Annotated in this window: 11 protein-coding genes; all 11 read right to left on the bottom strand. The window is 40.6% G+C overall.

Going from position 1 to position 24,620, the window contains the following annotated elements; translation table 11 throughout:
• Nucleotides 1–8: 8 nt before the first annotated feature.
• The 11 genes from BM156_RS08135 to BM156_RS08085 all read right to left on the bottom strand — a co-directional run bounded on the left by BM156_RS08135 (nt 9) and on the right by BM156_RS08085 (nt 24,607).
• On the bottom strand, nt 9–2,723 hold the full coding sequence (locus BM156_RS08135) for a glycoside hydrolase family 38 N-terminal domain-containing protein (protein WP_093919328.1): 2,715 nt from the start codon (nt 2,721–2,723) through the stop codon (nt 9–11).
• A 10-nt stretch (nt 2,724–2,733) separates the two neighbouring features.
• A complete protein-coding gene (locus tag BM156_RS08130; RefSeq protein ID WP_093919327.1) occupies nt 2,734–4,053 on the bottom strand; it encodes a sugar porter family MFS transporter in 1,320 nt (439 codons plus the stop codon).
• Nucleotides 4,054–4,070: 17 nt separating this feature from the next.
• Complete coding sequence (locus BM156_RS08125; RefSeq protein WP_093919326.1) at nt 4,071–6,935, bottom strand: glycoside hydrolase family 38 N-terminal domain-containing protein; 2,865 nt, start codon at nt 6,933–6,935, stop codon at nt 4,071–4,073.
• A 141-nt stretch (nt 6,936–7,076) separates the two neighbouring features.
• Nucleotides 7,077–8,090, bottom strand: coding sequence for a LacI family DNA-binding transcriptional regulator (locus BM156_RS08120; RefSeq protein ID WP_093919325.1), 1,014 nt, complete (start codon nt 8,088–8,090; stop codon nt 7,077–7,079).
• Nucleotides 8,091–8,350: 260 nt separating this feature from the next.
• Nucleotides 8,351–9,823, bottom strand: coding sequence for a RagB/SusD family nutrient uptake outer membrane protein (locus tag BM156_RS08115; protein ID WP_093919324.1), 1,473 nt, complete (start codon nt 9,821–9,823; stop codon nt 8,351–8,353).
• An 11-nt stretch (nt 9,824–9,834) separates the two neighbouring features.
• Nucleotides 9,835–13,176 carry a TonB-dependent receptor gene (locus BM156_RS08110; protein WP_170846895.1) on the bottom strand — a complete coding sequence of 1,114 codons (3,342 nt, stop codon included), beginning with the start codon at nt 13,174–13,176 and terminating at the stop codon, nt 9,835–9,837.
• A gap of 109 nt (nt 13,177–13,285) precedes the next feature.
• Nucleotides 13,286–14,269, bottom strand: coding sequence for a FecR family protein (locus BM156_RS08105; RefSeq protein ID WP_093919322.1), 984 nt, complete (start codon nt 14,267–14,269; stop codon nt 13,286–13,288).
• A 131-nt stretch (nt 14,270–14,400) separates the two neighbouring features.
• Nucleotides 14,401–15,066 carry an RNA polymerase sigma-70 factor gene (locus BM156_RS08100; RefSeq protein ID WP_139218236.1) on the bottom strand — a complete coding sequence of 222 codons (666 nt, stop codon included), beginning with the start codon at nt 15,064–15,066 and terminating at the stop codon, nt 14,401–14,403.
• Between the two features lie 170 nt (nt 15,067–15,236).
• Nucleotides 15,237–16,718 (bottom strand): potassium/proton antiporter, encoded by a 1,482-nt coding sequence (locus tag BM156_RS08095; protein ID WP_093919320.1) that lies wholly within the window; start codon nt 16,716–16,718, stop codon nt 15,237–15,239.
• 279 nt (nt 16,719–16,997) lie between these two features.
• Nucleotides 16,998–18,188, bottom strand: a complete 1,191-nt coding sequence (locus tag BM156_RS08090) for an ATP-binding response regulator (protein ID WP_093919319.1) — start codon at nt 18,186–18,188, stop codon at nt 16,998–17,000.
• A gap of 29 nt (nt 18,189–18,217) precedes the next feature.
• Nucleotides 18,218–24,607 (bottom strand): PAS domain S-box protein, encoded by a 6,390-nt coding sequence (locus BM156_RS08085; RefSeq protein ID WP_093919318.1) that lies wholly within the window; start codon nt 24,605–24,607, stop codon nt 18,218–18,220.
• Nucleotides 24,608–24,620 lie beyond the last annotated feature (13 nt).

Genomic DNA, 24,620 nt, shown 5'->3' with positions numbered 1-24,620 from the left:
AAATAAGCCTACTTGAGCTTGATCGTCTTTATTTCGTACTTACCCAAGTCCAGTTTTACCGTACCTGAGCGATTACCCTTCAGTTTTGCCTTATTCTCCTCAATCAGATTGGTTTCATAAACGGTATCAAAAGCTTCCCAAAGTTTTAGTTTAGCTGTTGTTTGCTGACCATCAAGATTATAACACCGAACAACCATGCCATCCTCATTCTCAGCCTTTTTCATGGCTGTAACTACGATGTTATCCTGATCAATACTCAAAAAAGATCCTCTTTCGGGAAGTGGGGCATGTCGATATTTTTCGGGAGCTACAACGGCAAACAGTGCTTCGTTGCTTTCTTTTCCAAAGCGAAATCCATTTTCCCACCCGGGTTGATGAGATGTAATTGAGAATGAATAACGATGATCTCCTGTTTGATGGTAATCATTTCCCTCGCCATGACAACTTCTGCGCGAAGCCAGTAGAATTGGTTGAAGAATCGTTCCAGGCAAGTTTTTTCCTGTAGGGTCAACGTAATCCATTCCTACTACGCTGGAAGAAAGTGTAACGCCAAACCCTGTCCCTGATGCATTAATCCAGTTTTCAATACCACGGGGATGCAGCTCTTTACACGGTGTTTCATAGCCATTTCCTGCAATGCCAGTCATCTCATCTTTGCCCACTTCAACAACACCAAAAGGCACTTCGTAGGCCACTTTACCATCATCCAGTTTTAGCGGAAGAGCCATCCGGTATTCCCGGAACATGGTTCCATCCCAATTCTTCAGTTCAACATCAAAATCAACCTTTTTCACATTATTGTAAAAGGTTATCTGCAGCTCTGCCACCGCATTTCGGATGGGTTGTCGGTATCGAAATGAAGTATATACCGGTCCATCAGCAACAAGCTCCCAGGCTGTCGGATAATTTCCGGTTTTATCAAAACCATCCATGGAGACTTGCTGTACTTCAAAAAATTCACCAGCACCATTTCCTTCCGACTTGGTTGTAAACACCTCTCCAGCTTTAAAAAACTGATCGTCAACTAACTCCTTATTGAGCTGTTTATCCAATAAGCTGGACAAACCGCCATCTGCCAACTGAGCTTCAAAAAAGTCATTTTCAAAAGCGGGATTAAACGTCAATGCAGGTTGTTTTAGGGGCTCATCAGAAAATTGAGCATAATAGGTTTCATACCCGATAGAAGGCACGTTAGAAGCTACAAAACAAAGCTTTGCCGACTTTAAATAGCCATCTTTAAATTGAACAACCTGGCTGAGTTGCACCGGAATTTCCGCTCCACTTTTCGAGAACAACCGAACGGACCGAGCAGTTTCTGCATCGAATTGCATGCTTATTTGAACCGGGCTGGTTCGCTCCCAGCTAAGGCTGTTAAAAACCACAATTGGGACTCCTTTTTCTTGATCGGTTGCAACTTTTGATGCCAATGAATTTAAGGAGTTATCCAACAGATACTGAGCTTTGGCATGAGCATCGGCAAAGCGCGCCAGAAAAATATCATCGGTGCTTTGCCCGCCTTTTCCGCCCCAGCCATGATCCGGATATATTTTAGATTCCCAAGCTTGAGCGAATAAATCAACGGGATAGTTGGCGTAGGATTTCGATACTAAAACATCGGCCATTGCAAATTTTTCAGCAGCCGGAAGGAGCACGTCTGCTTTTCGACTATGATCCAGCGCCCAATGATGAGAAGGCCCATGAATATAAACCCAAACGTTGGGCCGTTCTCCCATAATCGAAGGGATTTCTTTTGTTCCCTGGCGCATCTGGTCGAAAAACTTATCGAGTGTCGAAAATTTAATCTTCGGAATGCTCACCTCCAGACGTTCCCCTTCTTCATTCTCAATGGTTGCCAGGTTGTTCCACAACTTCATAAATGGATCCAGGTTATGAACAGGTTTCGGATCCCAAATAAATTCGAAGTTTAGAACGGCCGGCATAACGGCCTTTTCTCCCGGAATGTAGTCGTACTCTGTTGTCCAGTACAAAGCTTGCTTACCCAACTCCTTAATCGCCTCGTCGTTTTCCTTTCCCAGGACATTGTAAAAATCGATGTAATGTCCGGGAGAGTATGACGTGACACTTGATCCGTCCGGGCTCTTCCAGTCGAACACACCTCTTCCATGCCGACTGATAAACATGTTTTCCACCCCTGCTTTAGCGAGCAATTGTGGCATTTGCAAGCTCCTTCCTGGAACGTCCGAGTTATAGTAGGATGTTGCATTGTAGCCTTCAAACTCATTTTTCAACCACAACTTACCCAGGTAGAACTGTCGGGCAAGTGATTCGGAAAAATACATTTCCTCATAAGGCTGATTGTGCGTTGCCCCAACGAGCATCCGCCCCTCTTTAAGTCGCTGAACTATTTCTTCTTTCTTATCCGGATGACGTGTAATGTACTCACGCATTATGGAAGCCTGCTCCACGTCCATCTCAAAGGCTGCTTCTTCACTTAAACGTTGAAGGAAAGGTGTGATCCACTGCGTATCGCGCATGACCACACATTTTTCAATTTCATCAATCCACCCCAGATCCTGATGAGTTGTCAACGAAAGAAGCACTTCCCCGCCAGCAAGAGCAGAATTTGAAACGTCTTTCAAAACCTTGAAGGTCTCATTCGTAACTTTTACAACCTGGTGTTCTTGGGCTTTCCCACTCATTCCAAACAGGGAAAATGCCACGACCAAAAGCTTAACTTTTATTAAAAACGAATTTCTAAACATAGCATTATTCTTATTTCATACTTTCCAGCGTCTTTCCTTTCATTTCCATCAAGTATTTTTTGAAAACGAAAAAGCTTAGAAAGGTCATAATTGAGTAAAAGATAAATACATAACCAACACCTTTCGATCCGGAGAACAAGCCAATAACAACCGGAAACAGGAAGGTGGTTAGTCCGTTAAAGAACCAATGAGAAAATGATCCGGCAGAAGCTCCTCGTGCCCGAATGTTGTTTGGGAAAATCTCAGAGAGAATCACCCAAATGACAGCCCCCTGCGATGAAGCAAAAAAGGCAATAAAACAGATTAACGAGACAAGTAACATCCAGGAACTAAAAGCATCAGAGAGGTAAGCGTAGGCAAACAAGCCTAAAAAGAAAGCCATGCCCAATGTTCCGGTGAGTAAAAGCTTTCGCCTTCCAATCTTATCAATAAGCCGCATCGCCAAAATTGTAAAGATGAGATTTACCAAACCAATAAGCACCGTCTGCCCGATTGCCGAATCTGTCGAGAAGCCTGCCGACCGAAAGATATCGGTTGCATAATACATGATGATGTTGATCCCCGTAAACTGGTTAAACATGCCAACGGCAATCCCAATAATCAACAGTTTTGAGTAGTCCTTTTTGAAGAGCACCGAAAACTTTTGAACAGCTTTTTTATCAATTGTCTTTTGAATCTCCTCGACCAATTTTTCGCTGTCTGCTTCTGGGTTTAAATGCTTAAAGACTTCAATTGCTTCTTCTCGTTTCCCTTCTTTTATTAGCCAACGAGGACTTCGATCGATGAAAAAGAGGAGCACGTAAAAAACGATCGCTGGCAATCCCATAGACAGCATCATGTAACGCCAGTTGTTTTCGCCGGTATTGATCAGCAAATAGTCCGTGAAGAATGCAAATAAAATTCCTACAACCACCGCCAACTGAAAAGAAACAGTTAACCGCCCCCGGTATTCGGCTGGGGAAATCTCGGAAATATACATGGGAGAAATAACGGAAGCACCACCAACTGCAATTCCTCCGATGAAACGAAAAATAATAAACGCCTGAATGTTTGCGGCAAAGCCTGTACCAATAGCGGAGATTAAAAACAATAAAGCCAATACACGAAGAAGCGTTCGCCGTCCAAAGCGGTCTGCTGGTCTTCCAACAGCCAAAGCTCCCACAATACACCCAACAAGAGCAGCACTTACTGTTGCTCCTTTCATGGCATCTGTCAGGCTAAAAAACTGGGTTATAAATGGAAGAGCTCCATTTATAACTGCCGTTTCAAATCCAAAAAGCAACCCTCCAAATGATGCGGTGAGCGTCGTAATAATCAGTTTCCGTGTCATCTTTTTTCCGTTTAGTTTTATTTTAGTTCCAGCTTGTAAGTTTCAATCGCACTTCCTTCCAACTTAACTTTAAATTCATTGGCTGTGTGAGGTACCAAGTTTGGTGCTTCTTCAATTAAGTTGGTCTGATAAACGGCTTCAGCATTCCAATTGGTAGTCACTGAAACCTCCTTATTTTGCCGCTCCACTTCAAGGATTCGAAGCACAACGTTATCGTCATTTTCAGCTTTTTTTAGTGCTGTAATTTTCGTCAAGGCATCAGAAGTTGTCACAAAGCCTTTTTCAATTGGGAGTGCTCCTTGCTGCTTGCCCTCCCGCTGCACAACATGAAAAGGGTGATTTTCTTCAACCCCAAAATGATAGCCGTTTTTCCAACCTGGTTCATGCGAGCTGAGTGAAAACTTAAACTCATGCGCTCCTGTTTGATGATACCAGTTCCCCAGCCCATGGCAACTTTTATGCGTTGATAGCAGCACGAAATTCAAGATGGTATAGTCCGCTTTTTCCCGCGTCGGATCAACCCAATCGGCAGTCACAACATTGGTTGATATGGTAACCCCAGCTTGCGAATCGCTTGCGGTCATAAAGTTTTGAATCTCCCTCGGACGTATTTCTGCCGGCTTCTGCCAATAAGTTCCTCCCCAAGCCCATCCTTTCGGACGCTGAGTCATTTCATCCTTCCCAACATGAATCATCCCCATAGGAACATCATAAGAAACTTGCGCATCTTCTTTCATATTCAGCGGGAAAGCAGCCCGAATCTGCCGATTATGTCTTCCATTCCAATCGGGAATGTCGTACTCAAAATCAATCTGTTTTTTCTGATGATAGACGGTTATCTTTTGAATAACTTTGAAATCTGCCATTTGGTAGGAAGCTTGAAAAACGGAGAAAATATCACCATTTACAACCTGCTCCCACTGCGCATTTTTCTGATGAAGCTCTTCAAAATCTGTCAGGTTTGGTTCAGTCACCTGGACAAATTCGCCAGCACCATGTCCGTCGTAGCCCATGTAAAGCAAGTCACCCGCAGCAAAACGAGTTGAATTGATCATTTCCTTCTCCAATTGCTTGTCATACAAGCTTGTTATTCCGCCATTTCCAAAAGTGATTTTGTAGAAATTATTTTCACAATAGTTGGATGCAACTTCAAAATTTCCAGCTTTTTGACTCTCCTTTTTTAACTGATAAGTTTTATAGCCAATCGATGGAACATTTTTAACCTGAAATACCAGTTCCTGATTTTCTACAATTTGAGCAGGTACTCTTTCTCCATCAGGAGCTACCAAAACCCAATTATCTCCTTTTAATCCGGAAATATCCACTTTGGCAGTCCCATTCCGGGGCCACGACAAATCATTGTAAACAATTACGTTATACTTATTGGGCAAGCTCACTTTGTCCGATATATTTTCCAATGCCATCCGAAGAATCTTTTGACCTATTTCATTGCCTTGCTCCAACGAAGCCTGAAAAATGCTGTCGGTAATTGCTCCGTTTTTACCTCCCCATCCGTGATCCGGATAAATTGATTTATACCAGGCTTCAAACAATTCTTTCTGAGGATATTCCTCAAAGCTATTCTCTAATAAACTATTAATTGTGCTAAACGTTTCTGCAGCTGGCACATTTACCGCAGCTTGTTTCTTTGCTTTAATAGCCTCGTAATGTGCTGCACCATGAATATACACCCAAAGGTTTGGGCGTTCTCCAGAGATCGAATCAAAACGAGCTTCGGGTGTGTTGATCTCATTCAGAAACTCATCGGCCGTTGAATGTTGTATTTGTGGAATACCCGCTTTTGACTTGCTGGCAATCTCGTTCCATTCTCGAATGACCTCCTCATAATACTTGGGACCACCGGCATCAGTACTAATAACCAGAGCATAATGAGGTGGCAAATGATGCTCCTGATAATAGTCGTTCCAGTTCTTTAATACCTGATTTAACTTCTGAAGTGCAGTAATCGCATCTTCTTCCAAATATTTATAAATAAGCAAAGACCATCCATAATTTCCCGGGCTGTAGGTCAAAATTTTTGATCCATCCGGACTGTGCCAGTTGTAAAAACCCTCTTTCATTCTGGAAACGAATAAATAATCAATGCCTGCTTTGCTTAGTATTTGTGGTACCTGAAGCGATCGGCCAGGAACATCAATGTTGTAAGCTACTTTAGCATCCATCCCCGGCAAATTGTCCTTGATCCACTTGCGCCCGAGGTAAGTTTGTCTGACCAACTGCTCGTCGGACTCCAGTCCCTCGTAAGGTTGCGTAAAGGTTGCACCCCACTCAAAATTACCCGATTGATAAGACTTGATAATTCGTTGCCGTTCATTGGGCGCATCTTCAATCGCTTCCATCAAATTAAGGCTCTGCTCCATCTCAAATTTAAACTCGGGATGTTCATCAATCAAGTCAAGAGCAGGAAGCACAATATCATGAACGCGCTCATGCCGGCACGAGTCTGGCGTATTCATCCAGGCAATATCCTGGTGGGAAGAACAAATAACATGAATCCGTCCATTTTTGAAATACCCCCAATCATCGGAAACTAAGGGAGTAAATAGTTGTTGATGACTCATTTTCTGCGATGCAGATGTGAACTGGATTTTTTCCGGCTGCCCAATTACCGGCAACCAAAGCCAGGTTGTATCATGCTGCTGTGTGAAACCAGTACGATAACCACGATCAAAAATCAACTGGTCATATCCTTTGACTGATGCTGATTCAACGCTGGCTTTAGCCAGCAGAACACCATCTACATACTTGGTTTGATAAGGTTTATGATAGTTAAATACCACAGTCTTATTTTGGGCAATTAATGGACTGGCATTAACAGCAACCAGCAACACCATAAATGTCTTTAAAAAGATTGTTTTCATTTTTTATACGTTTTGAATCAAAATATCAGAACCATACAATACGTCTTACCTCATTCTCCCACGTTCTCCAACCTCAGATCTTGACGTTTTTCTTTCTTCACCTCCATTGCTAAACCGATTTAGCAATTAGTCAAAAAAATACTATCCGCCACAGGATTTCCGAACGACAAAATCAGTTTTAAGAACAAGCTGTTTCGTTGTTTCATTTTTTCTCATCGTATCCAACAAGATATTAACAGCTCGATCTCCAATTTCATCAACAGGCTGAATGACACAGGTCATAGGTGGTTCAATTAAGTCGAACGCATTCATCTGATCGTAGCTCACAACTGCAACATCAGCAGGTACCGACAAGCCTCTCTTTTTTAGACTACGCAGTCCTGCTGCAGTTAAATAGTGTGTTGCAAACACAATCCCATCAACTTTCGGCTCTGCCTCAACCAAATGAGCAATTGCCTGGTTCATTTCCACTTCATAGGACTCCGGACTAACTTCCTGAACAAATGATGACTCCACAGGAAGTCCATGTTTTTTCATTGCTTGTAAATATCCCTCTGTTCGCTGATGGATAGCTTCCAAATCTGATTGTAAAGAAACATAGCCAATTCGCGTTCTTCCCTGTTTGACGAGCTGATCGACAGCGCTAACAACTCCGCCAGCATTGTCCACAATAACAAAATTGGTCTCAATCTCAGGATAATGCCTATCAATCAATACAAAAGGAAAATTCATCTTCTTCAATCGTTTAATCTCTTCTTGATTTTTCTGAGTTGAAGCGATGATCAATCCATCGATTTGCCGATCCAACATCGTTTGAATAAGCTCTTTTTCCCGATCCGGATTTTCTCCTGAGCTACTGTAAACAACCGTGTACCCCGATAACCTGGCCTTTTGCTCTATCCGGCTTGCAATACGGGCGTAAAAGTTGTCCGAGATATTCGGAATAATCAAACCAACCATTTCACTTTTCCCCCGGCTAAGTCCCCGGGCAAACTGATTTGGACGGTAATTGTGCAACTTTGCATAGTTCTTTATCTTCTCCTGAGTTTCCTTACGAATCCTTTTTTCATCTCCCCGCCCATTCAACACGAGTGAAACAGTTGCCTTGGACAATTTTAATTCTTCAGCTATATCTTGTATTGAAATCTTTCTCATTTTACAGATTTGCCAAATCGGTTTGGCTTTTTTAGTTTTAAAAATGGCACGAAGCCATTTCTCTTATTCATCTCAACAAAGAAAGTTAAAATTTATACTGAAAAATGCATCCGTTTAATGTTGTAAAACACTGTTTTCTCCATGTGAAAATGATCCTCTCCTCAGCCCGTTGTTACACAAAAAAGGGAATGAGGCCGCCGGTATCCTCAAAAGCTATTCTTGCGACCTCACTCGTATCTAAAAACTTATGCCGCTTTGATTTAGTATCCAGGATTCTGTTCCAAGTTACTGTTTGCAAGCATCTCTGTTGCCGGAATTGGAAACAGCAAATTAGTTTCAGAAGGGCTTATATTTCCAATATTCTTATAATCGAATATTGACCCATTTCTCGATTTTCGCGTTCGGAGCATATCTGGCCAGCTCGTACCTTCGAAACATAGTTCTAATGAACGTTCCTTTCTTACAGCCTCCCGGAATTCATCCTTTGAGAGCCCGGCTAAATCACCCGAGTCATCACCAAAAGCTCTTTCCCGAACTCTGTTTAGTGCCTGAAATGCTTCAGGGGTTGGTCCGTTCTGTTCATTCTCAGCCTCCGCAAAAATCAATAAAACTTCAGCAAATCGAAGCCTGACGATATCCTGATCTGAGCCATCAGAATAGATTGGCGTGTAATATTTTGCCACATGTGGAAAAGGAAGTTCCACCGTTAGCGACGGATCACTGTATGAAGTTACCTCATCCATAAAGAACAAGCCCTTCCGCGGATCTTCATCAGGATACCAGTTATAAAACTCCAAATTAGGATAGAATGCACCGAAATAAGTAGCCCCCGGTTCTGGAGCCAACTCAACATGCATACGAGGAGCCCAATATGAAGCAAATGCGGGCCAATTCAAGCCTCTCTTTCTGTTCACAACAAATATCTGTTCCTGAGCCATCTGCTCCGGATTCCAGTTGTCAAGAACATTGGCGGCCAACTCATAGGGGCCATTATCGATAACCTCTTTGGCTTTACTTGCTGCTAAAGACAACTTTGACGCATCTTGTAATGGGTAGCCAGCCATGGTTAAATAGATTTTTGCCAGATAAGCCTTTGCGGCATATTTCGTGGCCCGTCCATATTCTGTCTCCTCCCATGACACGGGAAGATTCTCCTCAGCAATCGTCAGGTCGGCAAGCGCCTGATTATAAATATCGACGGCAGAGCTTCGAGAAGGATAGAGCTCTTCGGCTCCTTCCAAAATTTTGGGAACACCTCCCCAACCTACTGCTAACTCGAAATAAGCGAGTCCTCTCATAAAATGAGCTTCGCCAAGCGCTGTTTTCTTCACGCCTTCAGAAATATTTTCATTCTCCTGAATGTTTTCAATAACCGTGTTACTCCGGTTAATAATCACATAAGAAAACTTCCACCAATGCTCAAAGTTCTTTATTTCAGTATCAAACTCATAGCGGTCAAGTTGATCCTGAGCGACAACTCCAACCCCAGAATTTGAATACGTTTGATCTCCGGGAAGTTCCCACAAGGCCCATATCAACTCTGCATACGCAGGCTGAGCGTACAAATCACTTAATGGTTGATAAAGGGCATACACCGCCGCTGTTGCTTCTTCATCGTTTTGATAAAAATTTGATGAACTTAAAAACGTTAAAGGCTCTTCTTCCAACCATTCACTGCATGAGCTAAAAAACAACAGGCTTAAAAACAGTAGGGATATCTTGTACTTTTTCATGATTGCTCGATTTAAAAATTAATGTTTAAGCCAACAAGAAATGACTTGGAATTTGGATAACTACTAAACTCAATCCCTTGACTTGCATGACCTCCCATTGTACTCACCTCAGGATCATATCCTTCATAGTTTGTAATTGTAAACCAATCGATTAAACTAACAGTTAGTTTTGCATCGGAAATTCGAAGCTTCTGCGTAATACTTTTAGGAAGATTGTAGCCTAAGGCGATGTTCTTAAATCGGAGGTATGAGCCATCTTCAATATGCCGATCGGATATATTAAGCTGGCTGCTTATGCGTACCATGGCCACCTCATTATTCCCGGTTCCTTCACCATGCCACCTGTCTAAAAGCGACTTATAGCTGTTGGTTAAAGTTTGCCGATCTTCCAATACAATTGGATTCAAATTAGCCACCTGCATTCCTTGCACACCACTTACCTGAACCGTCAAACTCCAAGGTCCATAGACAAAGTCATTGGTTAAGCCATAAATAAAATCAGGATTATTATCACCTAAAATACTTCGATCCTTGGAATCAATAACTTGGTCGTTATTTAAATCTTTATACTTGATATCACCAGGAACTGTTGTTCCCGGATTTTTCAAATGCGCTTGAATTTCTTCTTCGTTCTGATAGATCCCTTCCCGGGTTAATCCCCAGAATGAGCCCAATGATTCTCCTTCGCGAATGATGGTTACCGGATTAACAAACCAAATCGGGAAAATATCCTGTCCGTTGTTGGCCAACTCAATAACTTCATTCTTATTGAAAGAGACATTCAGATTGGTGTACCATTTAAATTTCTTATCAATATTGACCGAGTTCATGGTAAATTCAACCCCTTTATTCATTACACTTCCAATGTTTTTTAGCATGGTTGAAAAACCTGTTGTGGCAGGAATAGGTGCTTGCAGGAGCAAGTCATTGGTATTTTTCTTATAAAAATCAACGACAAAATCGAGGCGATTCTTAAAGAACCCAAAATCCAACCCAACGTTGTACTGCTCGGTTCTCTCCCACTTCAAGTCTGCATTTGCGATCTGAACATTAGCAATTCCAGTAGCTCGGCGATTTCCCAACACGCCATTGATGGTTCCCAAGCGTTCAAGAGAACGATAGCTTCCGATCTCCTGGTTACCCGTAATCCCATATCCTAAACGTAATTTAAGATTTGAAAAAATGTCAGACTCTTGGATGAAATCCTCTTCAGAAAGTCTCCAACCTAAGGCCAGCGACGGAAACATCGCATATTTATTATTCTCGCCAAACTTGGAAGAACCATCGGACCGAAGAGTTCCAGTTACCAGATACTTATTTTTAAAGCTGTAATTTAAGCGTCCAAAATAAGAATTCAGCTTTGATTCTTCTTTACCCGAACTTGTTGCCGCGAGATCCTCTCCTGCCTGCAACTGATTAGTTAAAAAGGCATCGGTTGGAAAGTCTCGAACTGTAACATCAAAATATTCATAGGTATATTTCGACCAAGTAACCCCGATTAAAGCATCGAAACTATGATCGTCAATTGTTTTTTGATAGGTCAAGTAGTTTTCATTTTGCCAACTTTCAATTTTGTAGCTTGAAACATAGGCCGAACTACTCGTATGGGCCTGGCTGATCAACTTTTTATCGGTAAACTTACTTTGCTTCGCTGTTTCTATTTCACGGCCATAGGTTGTTTTAAAGGTAAAGCCCTTACCCAAATCAAGCGTGAAAAACAGATTTCCAAGAAATTTATCAGTTTCTTTGGTATTATGAATTCCATAAATTAATGCTGTAGGACTCGCGTAACCTTCATTCGTTCCAATTGTCCAATCACTATTTTCGTCATAAACAGGAATGTCCGGGAAGGTTTCCAACATTGCGCGAGGGACAGAGTTACCACCATGGTCTGTTTCTACCAACCCATTGTCAATTGCATTATAATTCAGGTTTATGCCGAACTTAACCCAGCTACTTAGCTGAGATTCCAAACTCAACCTTGTGCTAATTTGTTGCCAATCCGATGTTTTTACAATTCCTTCTTCATCCCGATAGCCGATAGAAGCGGAATAGAGCAGGTTCTCTGTTCCTCCACTTACATCTAAATTGTGGTTATGGCTAAATGCTGCCCGAGTTGCCTCTTCCTGCCAATCAATATTATTTTGGGGATTAGCAACCTCATCTGCCGTGTAAGGCAAAGCTCTGTTTCCTCCGTCCAACATGTTTTGGTTTTCATAAGCTTCATTCATCATCATTCGAAACTCATGGGCATCCAGCATTTCAATTTTCTTCGACAAGTATGAAATCTTCGAAGAGCTGTTAAAGGAAACCTGCATCTTACCCGCTTCCCCCTTTTTAGTACTAATTAACACGACACCATTAGCTCCCCGAGAACCATAGATAGCGGTTGCTGACGCATCTTTCAAAATCTCCATTGATATAATATCGTTGGGATTGATGTATTTTAACCCGCCGGATAATGGAAAACCATCCACCACATACAAAGGCTCGTTGTTTGCGTTGATCGAGTTTGTTCCCCGAATTTTTATGGAAACATTTCCTCCCGGTTGATGCGAATTATTCATCACCTGAACACCCGCAGCACGTCCTTGGATAGCCAAGGCGGGGTCGACAACAGGAATACTTTTCAACTCCTCCTCTGAAATGGATACCAAAGATCCGGTGATATCTGATTTTTTTTGGATCCCATAACCAATCGCAACCACTTCATCCAGCCCAATGGCATCTTCTTCCATTTGGACATCAATCTTTGATTTCCCTGCGACTTGAATTTCAAGCGTTTTCATCCCCACAAAAGAAAAAACCAAAATAGCGTCGTTCGGAACAGCCTGAAGATAGAAGTTACCACTGGCTTCAGTTATTGTTCCCTGTGTTGTTCCTTTTAGAACAACAGTGACGCCGGGAAGAGGCTCCCCATTGGCATCAACAACTCTTCCTGAAATAGCAAGTTGTTGTGAAGCTATCTCCTGATTGCCTATAGTTCCAGGTGACTTTAAAACAATAAAGTTATTCGCCATAATTTTGTACTCAATGTTTTTTTGGCGAAACAACTTATTCAACACTTCATCGATCGTACTGTTGCTAAAATCAACATTTGCCCGATCATCCAATCGCAAATCCTTTTCCTCATAAAAAAAACGATAATCGCTTTCTTGTTCAATCTGAGTCAGAATTTCCCGAATGGAAATATTAGCTTCATTTAAACTGAAGCGTTTCGTCTGAGAATACACTGAAGCATTACTTTGTAACACTCCCAGCAACATAAAAACGAGGAATATTCGCATAATTAAAAATCCCTTTCTAAGCCATCGCGCAAGCTCACGATTGCCCTCATTGTGTTTTTTTTTCATAAATTTGTAATCCATTTAGTTAGTAAATAGTGCCATTACGACTGCGAATCTTTTGGCACGTTTATTAAATCTTATTTAGACCGGGAAACACTGCGAATGTTTTCCGGTTTTACTTTGAGTATAAGGTTACCACATTGCCTTTTCGTTTATAGTTTAATGATGAGGTAAATTCCAATGCTTCAAGCACAATATCCAAATCTTCATCGTTTATCGATCCCGTATAATGGTGGTGCTTCACTTCATTATCTCCAAAAAGGATCTGGATGTTATATCGCCGTTCCAATTTTCGAGACAAAGCTTCAATGGTTTCATTTCTGACTGTCAGCAAGCCTTTAGTCCAGTCCAGTAGATAGTCTGACTTCAAATTCATTTTCTGAATTTCGCCTGATTCTTTATTGTAGCTAATCGCCTGATCTGGCTTTAGAATCAACTCTTCTCCATTGGGCATATTAACTTTAACTTTTCCGGTTTCCAGATAAGTGGTAATGTGCTTATCATCCGGATAGCAGCTAATGTCAAAGCTTGTTCCCAACACTTGAACCTCAAGCTGAGCTGTTTTTACAACAAACGGTTTTGAAGCATCGTGTGAAACCTGAAAAAAAGCTTCTCCTTCCAGCTCCACCGATCGCCTTTTTGACTGAAAAGCAGTTTTGAATCGGAGCTTCGATTCCGCGTTCAGTTTAACCAAAGAACCATCAGGTAAAATGATTTGAGAGCGTTCGCCCCGAGGAGCAAGCACCTCGGTATATCCCATGTTTGCATCGAATGTAGAAGTAGAAAGGAAGTAACCCAAGAAGGCTGAAAGCCCAACCAGAAGTATCGCAACTGCGGCATACTGCAACCATTGGCGACGAAGAGCTCTGGCTCGTTTTTGCTTATTCAACCACCGGACTTGCTGAAGAACACGATTAATCCCGCGTTCTTTCTTTTTCAGATCGATCTCTTGATCTAAACCTGCCAACACCCAACTATTGCGAATCCGGGCAAGCTGTTGCTGATTGCTTTCAGCCTGAGCGATCCACTCATGAACTTCCCGAAGTTCATCCTCAGTTGCTTGTTCGGTAATGTATTTGAATAATAAATCGTCGGTCATTTTTCTCAGGTATCTATTGGTAAAACGTAAATTCACAAAAATACCCTGAGTCAATTTTTGATTTTTTTTTCCAAAGTCTATTTTTCCAACATTTCTTTGTCGAGAATTTCGTATTTAAAGAAGTATGAGAATCAAATGCCTGACAAGATTTTCCGGGTATTCAGCCTAACTTTTCTCACCAAGATCAAAATCAAATTAAAAGAATCAGGAAACTTTCGTTCCAGTGTATTTTTAATCGTTTTTAATGCTTTGGTTATATGTGTTTCCACTGTTTTTGGTGAAATATTTAGCTTCTCTCCAATTTCCCGGTTTTTCAATCCTTTTTCCCGACTCAAATAAAAGACCTTTTGACACTGTGTGGGTAAAGCTCGAATGGTTTTATCGATCTCCTCTTGAAACTCCCGTTCAAAGATATGATCAAGAATTGAGTCAGATAAGGCATAGTAGCTATTCGTCAGGTAATTGTACTCGGCCTTTTTATCCGTATGAAATTGAATTAAAAGTCGTTCTCTTCGAATAGCATCAATGCAGCGGTTTCGTGTTAAGGTAAACAGGTAAGCATTTAATGAAGTTGTATCAGCCAGCTTTTCGCGGTTATCCCAAAGCTGAAGAAAGACATCTTGAATTACTTCTTCCACTCCTCCTTCATTTTTCAGGTACCCGATGGCAAAATTGTACAATTTGGAATACCATCTTTCCATTATCAGCTTCAAAGCCTTTTCGTCGCCAAACTTTAAAGCCCAAACATATTCCTGACCACTTTTCAAGTTCGGTTTTCTTACTCGTTGGATAGCCAAATCGGTTTGGCTTTTTTAGTTTAAAAAATGGCACAAAGCCATTTCTCTTATTCATCTCAACAAAGAAAGTTAAAAATTATACCGAAAAATGCATCCGTTTAATGTTGTAAAACACTGTTTTTGCCAAGTGAAAATACAATTAATTTCTTTCTCTATTCTAGCTATAGCAACTAATTTTCAGACTTATGAAGAGGAATATCAAGACTAGTTAGTACCTCTTTTTCCGAATCGTTGTCTTCGGCCAATAGGTATAACTTGTCATTGGCATTCAACACGGTTGCTCCATGCGGTGTAATGTAGCTATCCTCCCTTTTGATAATTGCTATTAAGGACGTTTTGGGAAGCCCGATTTGGACAATTTGCTTTCCAACAACCGAGCTTGTTGCTGGGATTACCACCTCTTTCAACTTGGATTTGATGCTATCGTTTAGTTCCAAATCGGTTTGCGTTCTCGGCTTTAAGTTTTCGGGCAAAGTTAGCCCCAACCATTTGGCAACAACCGAAAGAGTTGTTCCCTGAATTAAAACCGAAGTAATGGAAATAAAGAAAACGATATTGAAAATAGCATGCGCTTTTTCGGCTCCATAAATCAGTGGATAGGTAGCCAACACAATTGGAACGGCTCCTCTAAGCCCAACCCAGGAGATAAACCAACGACTTCGCTTTTGGATCTTGAATGGAATCAAACTAATAAAAACACTAAGTGGCCGAGCTACAAAAATTAAGACCATGGAGATTACCAAACCAATTCCTGCAAAAGGGATTATTTGTTTTGGAAAAACCAGTAATCCGAGCGTAAGGAACAGAATAATCTGCATCAGCCAAGCAAAGCTGTCAAACGATTTTAGAATTGACTTTTTATGTATTAATTCCTGATTTCCAAGAAATACAGCTGAGATGTATACAGCCAGAAAGCCGTTCCCTCCAATAAAATTGGTCGCCGAAAAACTAAAAAACATGATTGCAATAACTAAAACGATGTACAAGCCCTCGTAAACCAGCTCTATCCGGTTAATCACAATACTTCCCAACTTACCGATTACCAAACCCAAAATACCACCTATCAAAAGTTGCTGCAAAAGCATCGGGAAAATGGAGAGCAAATTAGCCTGCTGATTAACCACAATGCCTGTAAAAACTATGGTTAAAATATAGGCCATGGGATCGTTACTACCACTTTCCAATTCCAAAGTTGGTCGTAGGTTTCCTTTTAAGGCTAAGTTTTTAGACCGGAGTATGGAAAACACAGCTGCCGAATCGGTTGATGAAACGATGGAGCCAAGTAGCAGACCTTCATAAATCGAGAAATCGGTAACAGCCCAAACAAATACCCCCAAAAAACCAGCAGTAAGCATCACCCCCAAGGTGGAGAGCGTAATTCCCTGACCTAAGACTGGTTTGACGGATCGCCAATCGGTATCAAGTCCCCCGGAAAACAAAATGAAGTTAAGCGCTACAATTCCTATGAATTGAGCTGTTTTCGGATTATCGAAATAAATTCCTCCAATCCCGTCCGAGCCAGCCAGCATACCAATTGAAATAAAAAGAAGCAGTACAGGCACTCCAAAACGGTAGGAAGTTTTTCCAGCAATTAGCGAAAGGAATAAAAGAATGGAACCAACCAATAAGATATTTTCTGTTGTAAGAGTCATTTTATAATCTTGCTATTTATAACTAAAATCAAAAAACGGTCGTTTAGTTCACCTCATGCGATAGATTTATCTGTACGGGTTCACATGCGACAAAGCAACCTATTTTCTATCCTATAAAATAGCCAGCAAAAGGAGAAAAAAGAATAGAATCAATTAATTATTGTTAAAAAATAGCTAAAAAATATCCAGCAACAATTACAAAAAACAGTTTGGCAATTCCCTCCAAACAAAATGCCAAAACTTACAAAAACAGATGCAAAAAGTAGGATGACGTTAGACTTAAAAAGGAATGAAAACGGTGAAAATTGAACCTTTATCTTTTTCGGACTTAAGCGTTATTTTCCCGCCTAACAATTCGGCAAACCCTTTTGAAATAGAGAGTCCAAGCCCCGTTCCTTCAAATATCCGGGTAATTGTAGTTGACTCCTGCATAAAATTCTCAAAAATTCGTTTTTGCCATTTTTCCTCAATTCCAACACCTGTATCTTTCACTTCAATTACCAGATTTTCTCCATCTTTACCAACAATGATATCAATCGTTCCTTGCGAGGTAAACTTGACGGCATTGTCAACCACATGACGAATAATTTTCCGTAGTAATTCCGGATCAGTGTGAATTCCCAATTCATCCGTTAAAAACGTCGTGTTCAATTCCACATTTTTGGCACTACAGTTAGCCTGAAAATCTTCGACGATATCTTGAACCAATCGATTGAGATCGACTTCTCGTTTCCGGACTTTCTGATTTCCGGAGGTTAACATGGAGATATCCATAATATTTGTCATCGTATTCATTAACCGATAGCTGCTTTCCTTTAACATTGGAGCATAAAAGGTTTTCTCCTCCAAGGTCAAGTCAGAATCAACCAGGATCTGCCCATAGCCCAGAATTCCATTCAGCGGCGTCCGAAGTTCATGAGAAATATTATTGATAAAATTAGTTTTCAGCTGGTCACTCGCCTCTACGCGTTCCTTGGCTTTAATTAACTCCCGATTCCGTTCTTCCAGTTCTTTCGTTCTTTCCTGTACTTTCTTTTCCAGAAGTTTGTTCTGATCAACCAATTGCTTATGCAAAAAACTTGTATACAACAAGTTTTGAATACGAAGAGCAACTTCGGTTAAATCGAACGGTTTCGTTAGAAAATCACTGGCTCCTTCGGACAATGCTCTCTCTTTCGTTTCCTTTGTTGCGTCAGCAGTTAATATCAATATTGGGAAATAGGTATCATCCGGAATAATCCTTCGTAATTGCTCCATCACTTCGAAGCCCGACAAATAAGGCATACTTAAATCTAAAAGAATCAAGTCAGGTTCATAGGTTGCAAATAAGCGAAACACTTCGCGTGGATCTGCTGTAGCTTTAAAATCCTGATATCCTTTCATTCTCAGCAAATCTTCTAATACATCAATATTAGGCTGCTGATCCTCAACGATTAATATTTTCGCTTTTTTGAGCACTTCTTCAGTCATGAGTTTCTTTCCTTTGTTTTTCAAATTACTTAGCTTCCTTTGCCTTCTTCTTCAGCTTCAAGAAAACGATCCAAAACACGAAGAAATGCTGAAATATCCAAGGGTTTTGTTAGATAATCTTTTGCGCCAAGCTGCAACATTTTTATAATCTGTTTTGGCATGGCATCAGCACTGATTACCACCACTGGAACACCTGCTAACTTCTCATTTGCTCCAAACTGCCTGAGCAGCTCACCTCCCGACAAGCCCGACAAATGATTAACCATAAAGATAATATCTGGCTTATGCATTAAAGCTATATTAAGAGCTTCAGCACCATTTCCACAGGACACCAATTCAATATTGGGTCTCTGATTTTCGAGTAATTCTCTAACCAACTCCACATTTGATGAATCATCTTCGACATAAAGAGCTTTACCTCGAATAGTTGAATTTTCGGCAATAGTTGTTGCTTCTTCACGTTGTTCCTTTATACATTTCCCTTTGTTATTGCCCAATGGAAACTCAACCCAGAAAGTACTCCCCTCTCCTTTTTTACTGGTTAACCCGACACGTCCAGCCATGGCTTCTGTCAGCTTTTTAACAACGGCTAAGCCTAGACCTGTTCCTTCGGTACGTGTTTTCTCTGCTCCAATTCGCTCAAAAGGAGTAAACAGTTTTTCAATATCTTCTTCGGAAATCCCAAGACCGGTGTCACGAACAAAAATCCGTATCATCTTTTTAGGTCCTTTGCCTATTCTTTGAGTTTCAATGGTTGCTGAACCTTCTGATTTGTTATACTTTATGGCATTATTGACTAAGTTCAACATAATCTGCTTAAACCTTTGACGATCAACCATCACACACATTCGACTGCTTTCAGAAACAACAAACCTCAGATTTAAACTATTCCTCTCAACCTGAGGTTGTACCAAATCGATTATCTCATAGATCGCATTTTCTAATGATACAGGTTCAATTGACAACTCAAGGCGCCCTGCCTCAATCCGACTAATATCCAGCACTTCGTTAATCAAATTCAAAAGATGCTTTCCACTCTGCATTATATGCTTCACTCCTCTCTTTTGAGGCTCTTTTAATTCGCCCATTTCAAGCAACTGCCCAAAACCTAAAATTGAATTCATTGGGGTTCTCAGCTCATGACTCATTCGTGATAAAAACTCACTTTTTGCCCGGTTTGCTTCCTCTGCTTCAATGCGTGCTTTACTGGCTTCTTCTTCTGCTCGTTTGCGTTCGGTAATATCAATAGTAACAGAAAGCATACATTTTCGATCTCCAATAAAAATCGTATCTGCCGACAACAAGCCAATCCTGATTACACCACTTTTAGTTCTCCAATTCACCTCATATTTTCGAATTGACTTTTCCTTTTCAACCTTATCCAATATTCGAGCCTCGAATCCAGGATCAGGGAATAAACCCAATTCGGTTCCTTTCTTACCAATTAACTCCTCTCGAGAAAACTCAACGGCTTCCAAAAAAGCATTGTTTACATCCAAATAACGCCCATTCTCGATATCTGAAATTGCCATTAAGCCTGAATTACTGTGAAAAGCTGTAGAGAACTTCTCTTCAGACAATCTTAGCTTTGAAATATCTTTACTTGCTCCAAATACCACTGATTGTCCATCCCAAAACCCTCTTTTTAACTTCGTTTCAACCGGAATTTTATTTCCTCCTTTGGTAACCATCGGAATCGTGCAATAATCCGTTTGCCCTTCCAACAAGCTATCAAAGATATTCTCGACTTGCTGTTCTTGCTCCTCCAAAAGCAAGCTTTTTATTGGTCGGTTTTGGAGCTCTTCTTTCAAATAACCGAGTCGGTTGCACATAGAAAGATTCATGTCGATAATTTTCCACTCATCATTCAGAATGTATAGAAAATCATCAACGGTATTATAAAAGGTCTCATGATTTTGCCTTGTTTGTTCCAACAAAAACTCGGTTTGCTTTCGATACACTAAATTCGAGAGCATTGTTCCCCAGATATTTAAAATTTTGATTTCTATCTCTAGAAACTCTCGCTGATGTTTTACCAAATCAAGTCCAACAAATCCGATTAACCGTTCTTCTTCATACATTGGGAGCACAACCAAAGACTGAATTCCCTGCGGCTCTAAAATTGCTTTCTCAGCATGCCAGCTTTCTGGTAAATTTGCCACTGACGGTATGATAATAGCATTCCCACTTTTCAACTGCTTCATCCACATTGGAAAGATATCCACCGGAATATCTTTCAGGTTGCTAATCTCTGGGAGAACCCCATGATTGCACCATTCGTAGGTGTTGCTCATTAAAGCCTGTGTATTATCAATCTCGAAAATATAAGCTCGATCAGCTGTTAGAAACTGTCCTATTCGCTCAAGAGCAACATTCAAAGCTCCATCTATCTCATTAAATGATATTCCTGTAAAATTGGCGGACAAATCCAGTACTTCCCGTTCAAAGTTTTCAGCTCGCTTTCTTACTGTAATATCCTGCAATGTTCCATAAGTCCCTATAATTTGGTTATCCTCATCGAGTCCTAAACGAGCAAACACTTCAACCCAAATGTATGAGCCATCTTTGGTTAAATAGCGGACTTCGTGCTTACAATGAGCCTTTTCCTGTTGGATTAGTGGCTCAAATAATTCCCAGTTTCGCTGGCGATCATCAGGATAGACATAGTTCATAAAACGTTCCCCAATAGATTCATCGACCGTAAACCCAGTAATTTCTTCCCATGCCTGATTTAAGAACAACCAGTTACCTTCTAAATCTGTTTTAAAAATAATCTCTTTCACATTCTCTACCACATTGCGGTAGTTCTGCTGACTTAGCGTTAATTCATGCTCTGTCTTCTTACGCTTCTCGATTTCTTCTTTTAAAACACGATTTGATTTTTCTAATTCTTTTGTTCGTTGTTTTATCTTTTCTTCCAGATTTTGATTGAGGTTGAATATTTCCAGATCTGCTTTTTTACGATCTGTCACGTCTTGTTTAACCGCCAAATAATTCATCACCTGACCATCGTCGTCAGTGATTGGTGTAATGATTACATCTTCCCAATATTTCTCTCCATTCTTCTTCCTGTTCTTCCATTCGCCATGCCAACTTGTACCAGCCTTGATTGTCTTCCACATCTCGTTATACACAGCACGAGGAGTCTCTCCAGATTGTAAAATACGTACATTCTTGCCTATTATTTCGGCTAAAGAGTAACCTGTAATTCTCTCAAAAACAGGATTGACATACTCGACATTGGCTTTCAAGTCAGTGATTACGGTAATCACAGGACTTTGCTTTACGGCCAGCGAGAGTCGTTTAAGCAGAACCTCCTGCTCGCGTTCACTTGTTATGTTGCGAGCAAGCACAAGAACGCTATGGTTATCTACCGGAGAAATTCTTGCTTCAAAAAATAATTCGCTACCATTAATCGGGATTGAATAATTGTAGTTAATTAACTCCTTTCGTCGTAAACATTCCCGAAACTTATCCAAGTGAAAGCGGGCAGCCTCCGCTGGAAAAGCATCTGCGATGTTTGATCCAACGATATTACCCGGACTAAGGAGGAGTTCTTCCTCTTTGTTGGCGTAGTATTCCAGATAGGTCCCGTCATCTCTCATGATAAAGATTAAATCGGGAATTGCCCTTAATGCAGCATTCATCCGGTTATTCTGATTGGTAATCGCCAGTTCTGTCTCTTTCTTATCCGTAATATCCTGATTGATTCCGCTTAAGCCAACCAGCTCTCCATTTTCCAAAACAGGAACAATTTCATTTGTCATCCATCGAATTTCACCTCCAGGCAAGACAATACGAGAATCATAACTTAATTCCTGTGGATCCTGATGAATTTGTTCGACAGACTCTACAAAAAAATGAACATCATCGGGGTGAATTCTATTTTCAAGTATATACTCATACGACGGCTGGACAAGTTTCCGATCAATCTGATATAGATCATAAGTATTATCCGACCATATTGTCGAATGATCTTTAAAAGAATGCTCCCAACTACAAATCTGAGCTAACTTCTGCGCTTCATATAATTTCTCTTCACGCTTCACCAACTCTTGCTCAACCATCTTTTTTGCAGTGATATCCAAGTTTATTCCCTTCAAGGCAATCAGGTTTCCCCGACTATCAAAATCAGGCACAATACGGTTTTCTACCCATTTCACTTTCCCATCCGGCATTAACAACCGATGTTGCTGCGAAGTTGCCTTTTTCTGTTCGATTAAAGTCTCCAATTCCTCGTCAAGTAAATCTTTATCCTCGGGATGAATCCGATCCGAAAAATAATCAAAAGAGACCGTTCGGTCATTTTCGGTAACTTCCATTAACTTATAAAAGTTCTTAGACCAATTGACTTCATTATTTATAATATTGAATTCCCAGCTCCCCATCTGTGCCAGTTCCTGCGCATTATTCAACATCGTTTCACTGGCCTTCAAAGCCTTGTCAGCTTGTTTCTTTTCGTTAATATTTAAGTCAGACCCTCGATATCCCAGGAATTGCCCTTCTTTATCTAAAATAGGTATTCCATTGGTTAACATCCACCGGGGATCTCCATCTTTGGGTACAACCTGATTTTCCAGATTTGTAATAATCTTCTTATCTTTAAAAAATTTGAAAGCAGCTCGTTTAAACTCTTTTCTGCCTTTTTCAGGATGTAAATCATAAAAGTGTTTTTTTCCGACAATTTCCTCTGGAAGATATCCCCAAACCCGTTTCACAGCTCCACCAACATAGGTGTATAGTCCATTCTCATCAACTTCCCAAACCACCGTTTGACTGTGCTCAGCGACCTGTTTAAATCGTTCTTCACTTCGCAAAAGGGCCTCCTGAATATTTTTGTAGTCGGTAACATCCTCCTTAACTCCGAAATATCCAAGTAGTTCTCCTGCGTCATTCTTTATTGGGGTTATTTGAGCTGATTCCCAGTAAAAATCACCGTTCTTGCGTTTATTATGAAAAATTCCCTGCCAGGTTTCTCCGTGCGATATAGAACGCCACAAATATTCATATTCATCTTCCGAAGTTTCTCCTGATTTTAAGATTCTTGGATTTTTACCAATTAGTTCATCAGCGGCATAACCCGTTGTTTGACAGGTTTTAGGATTAACATACTCGATATCACCATCAATGTTGGTAATGACAATACTTGCCGGACTCTGCTCCACTGCTAGCGACAATTTCAACATTTGGTTTTCAGCTTGCTTTCGGGCTGTTATATCTCGTGTAATTATAATAATACGATGAGGTTTTCCTTCCTCATTACGAATCAAGTTAGCACTTACTTCAATATAAAAAGTCGTACCATCAGATTTTATCGCTTTGAATTCTACAACATTTATACGATCTCCAACTAACAGGCATTTGAATGTAGCCTCACACTTCTCTTTTGACTCACTTTTGATGAAGTCCCAAACATTTCGCCCTGTGAAATAGTCAACAGAATCGTGTCCGAAAACTTCTAAAGTTTTCGGAGAGGTCAGAATGATCTGCCCATGTATGTCTGCAATAGTCACAATATCAGGTGAAGCATCCATCATTGATCGGTACAGCCACTCACTCTTTGTCAGCTCCAACTCCAACTTTTTCTTTTCCGAGATATCACTAACAGTTCCTAAAGCTCCACAAAACTGTCCATCAATATACTTTGCTTTTGAAGAAATTCGCACCCAACAGGTTGTTCCTGTTTTAGTTAAAAACTCGTAATCATTCTTTATTCCACCTTTTTTCTGCAACACCCGAAAACGCTCTTCCAAAATCCCTCTCAGATGTTCCTGTTTACTGTAAAACAACTGTCCAACAAGTTCACTAGGCGTATAACCAGTCACCTGTTCAATTTGAGGACTTACATAGGTCAAGACTCCATTTTCATCTGTCTCAAATATGGCATCATTAATGTTCTCAACTAATATCTGATACTTCTGTTTATTTTGCTCTTGCAGCTCTCGCTCTCGCTCATATTTTATAAAACTACTTATTCGTTCAGCGATCGCTTTTAACAACACTTCTTCCTCCACCAAAAAGGGAGTTCGATTCTTTACGACAACAGCATTATGACTGACCTTGATCTCGCCCAGTTGCCTGCCTTCCAAGACAATTGGCTGCGTTAATACATAAGTTTTCTTAGAGTTTCCTGAAGAATTGAAAACCTGTCCATTGAGTTTGATTGAAGCATGTGTAAAATCAGGAAACTGCCAACTTTGGGGAACCACTTTTACAATCTCTTGAATGACTTCCTCAATGCTTAAAGAAGGGGTTTGCATCAAGCGGGATATAGCATTATGACATTCAATTTCTTTTTTTCGCTCTTCTAACTTAAACAGAACTTCATTCAACACTTCTTTTAACGACTCTTGCTCTTCGCTAAGTTGCTGTATTTTCATTTGCAACTTCTCTTCTGTCATCCTCGCTTTGTCATTCATACCGATAAGTAGT

Source organism: Sunxiuqinia elliptica (genome assembly GCF_900113005.1).
In the GTDB taxonomy this organism is placed as follows: domain Bacteria; phylum Bacteroidota; class Bacteroidia; order Bacteroidales; family Prolixibacteraceae; genus Sunxiuqinia; species Sunxiuqinia elliptica.
Note: the sequence above shows the minus strand (reverse complement) of the source record. Positions and strands in the feature narration are given on the sequence as shown.

Bases quoted from the DNA above. Each gene is read 5' to 3' on its own strand.
- BM156_RS08135 (WP_093919328.1), bottom strand. From the start codon at position 2,723: ATGTTTAGAAATTCGTTTTTAATAAAAGTTAAGCTTTTGGTCGTGGCA.
- BM156_RS08130 (WP_093919327.1), bottom strand. From the start codon at position 4,053: ATGACACGGAAACTGATTATTACGACGCTCACCGCATCATTTGGAGGG.
- BM156_RS08125 (WP_093919326.1), bottom strand. From the start codon at position 6,935: ATGAAAACAATCTTTTTAAAGACATTTATGGTGTTGCTGGTTGCTGTT.
- BM156_RS08120 (WP_093919325.1), bottom strand. From the start codon at position 8,090: ATGAGAAAGATTTCAATACAAGATATAGCTGAAGAATTAAAATTGTCC.
- BM156_RS08115 (WP_093919324.1), bottom strand. From the start codon at position 9,823: ATGAAAAAGTACAAGATATCCCTACTGTTTTTAAGCCTGTTGTTTTTT.
- BM156_RS08110 (WP_170846895.1), bottom strand. From the start codon at position 13,176: ATGAAAAAAAAACACAATGAGGGCAATCGTGAGCTTGCGCGATGGCTT.
- BM156_RS08105 (WP_093919322.1), bottom strand. From the start codon at position 14,269: ATGACCGACGATTTATTATTCAAATACATTACCGAACAAGCAACTGAG.
- BM156_RS08095 (WP_093919320.1), bottom strand. From the start codon at position 16,718: ATGACTCTTACAACAGAAAATATCTTATTGGTTGGTTCCATTCTTTTA.
- BM156_RS08090 (WP_093919319.1), bottom strand. From the start codon at position 18,188: ATGACTGAAGAAGTGCTCAAAAAAGCGAAAATATTAATCGTTGAGGAT.
- BM156_RS08085 (WP_093919318.1), bottom strand. From the start codon at position 24,607: ATGAATGACAAAGCGAGGATGACAGAAGAGAAGTTGCAAATGAAAATA.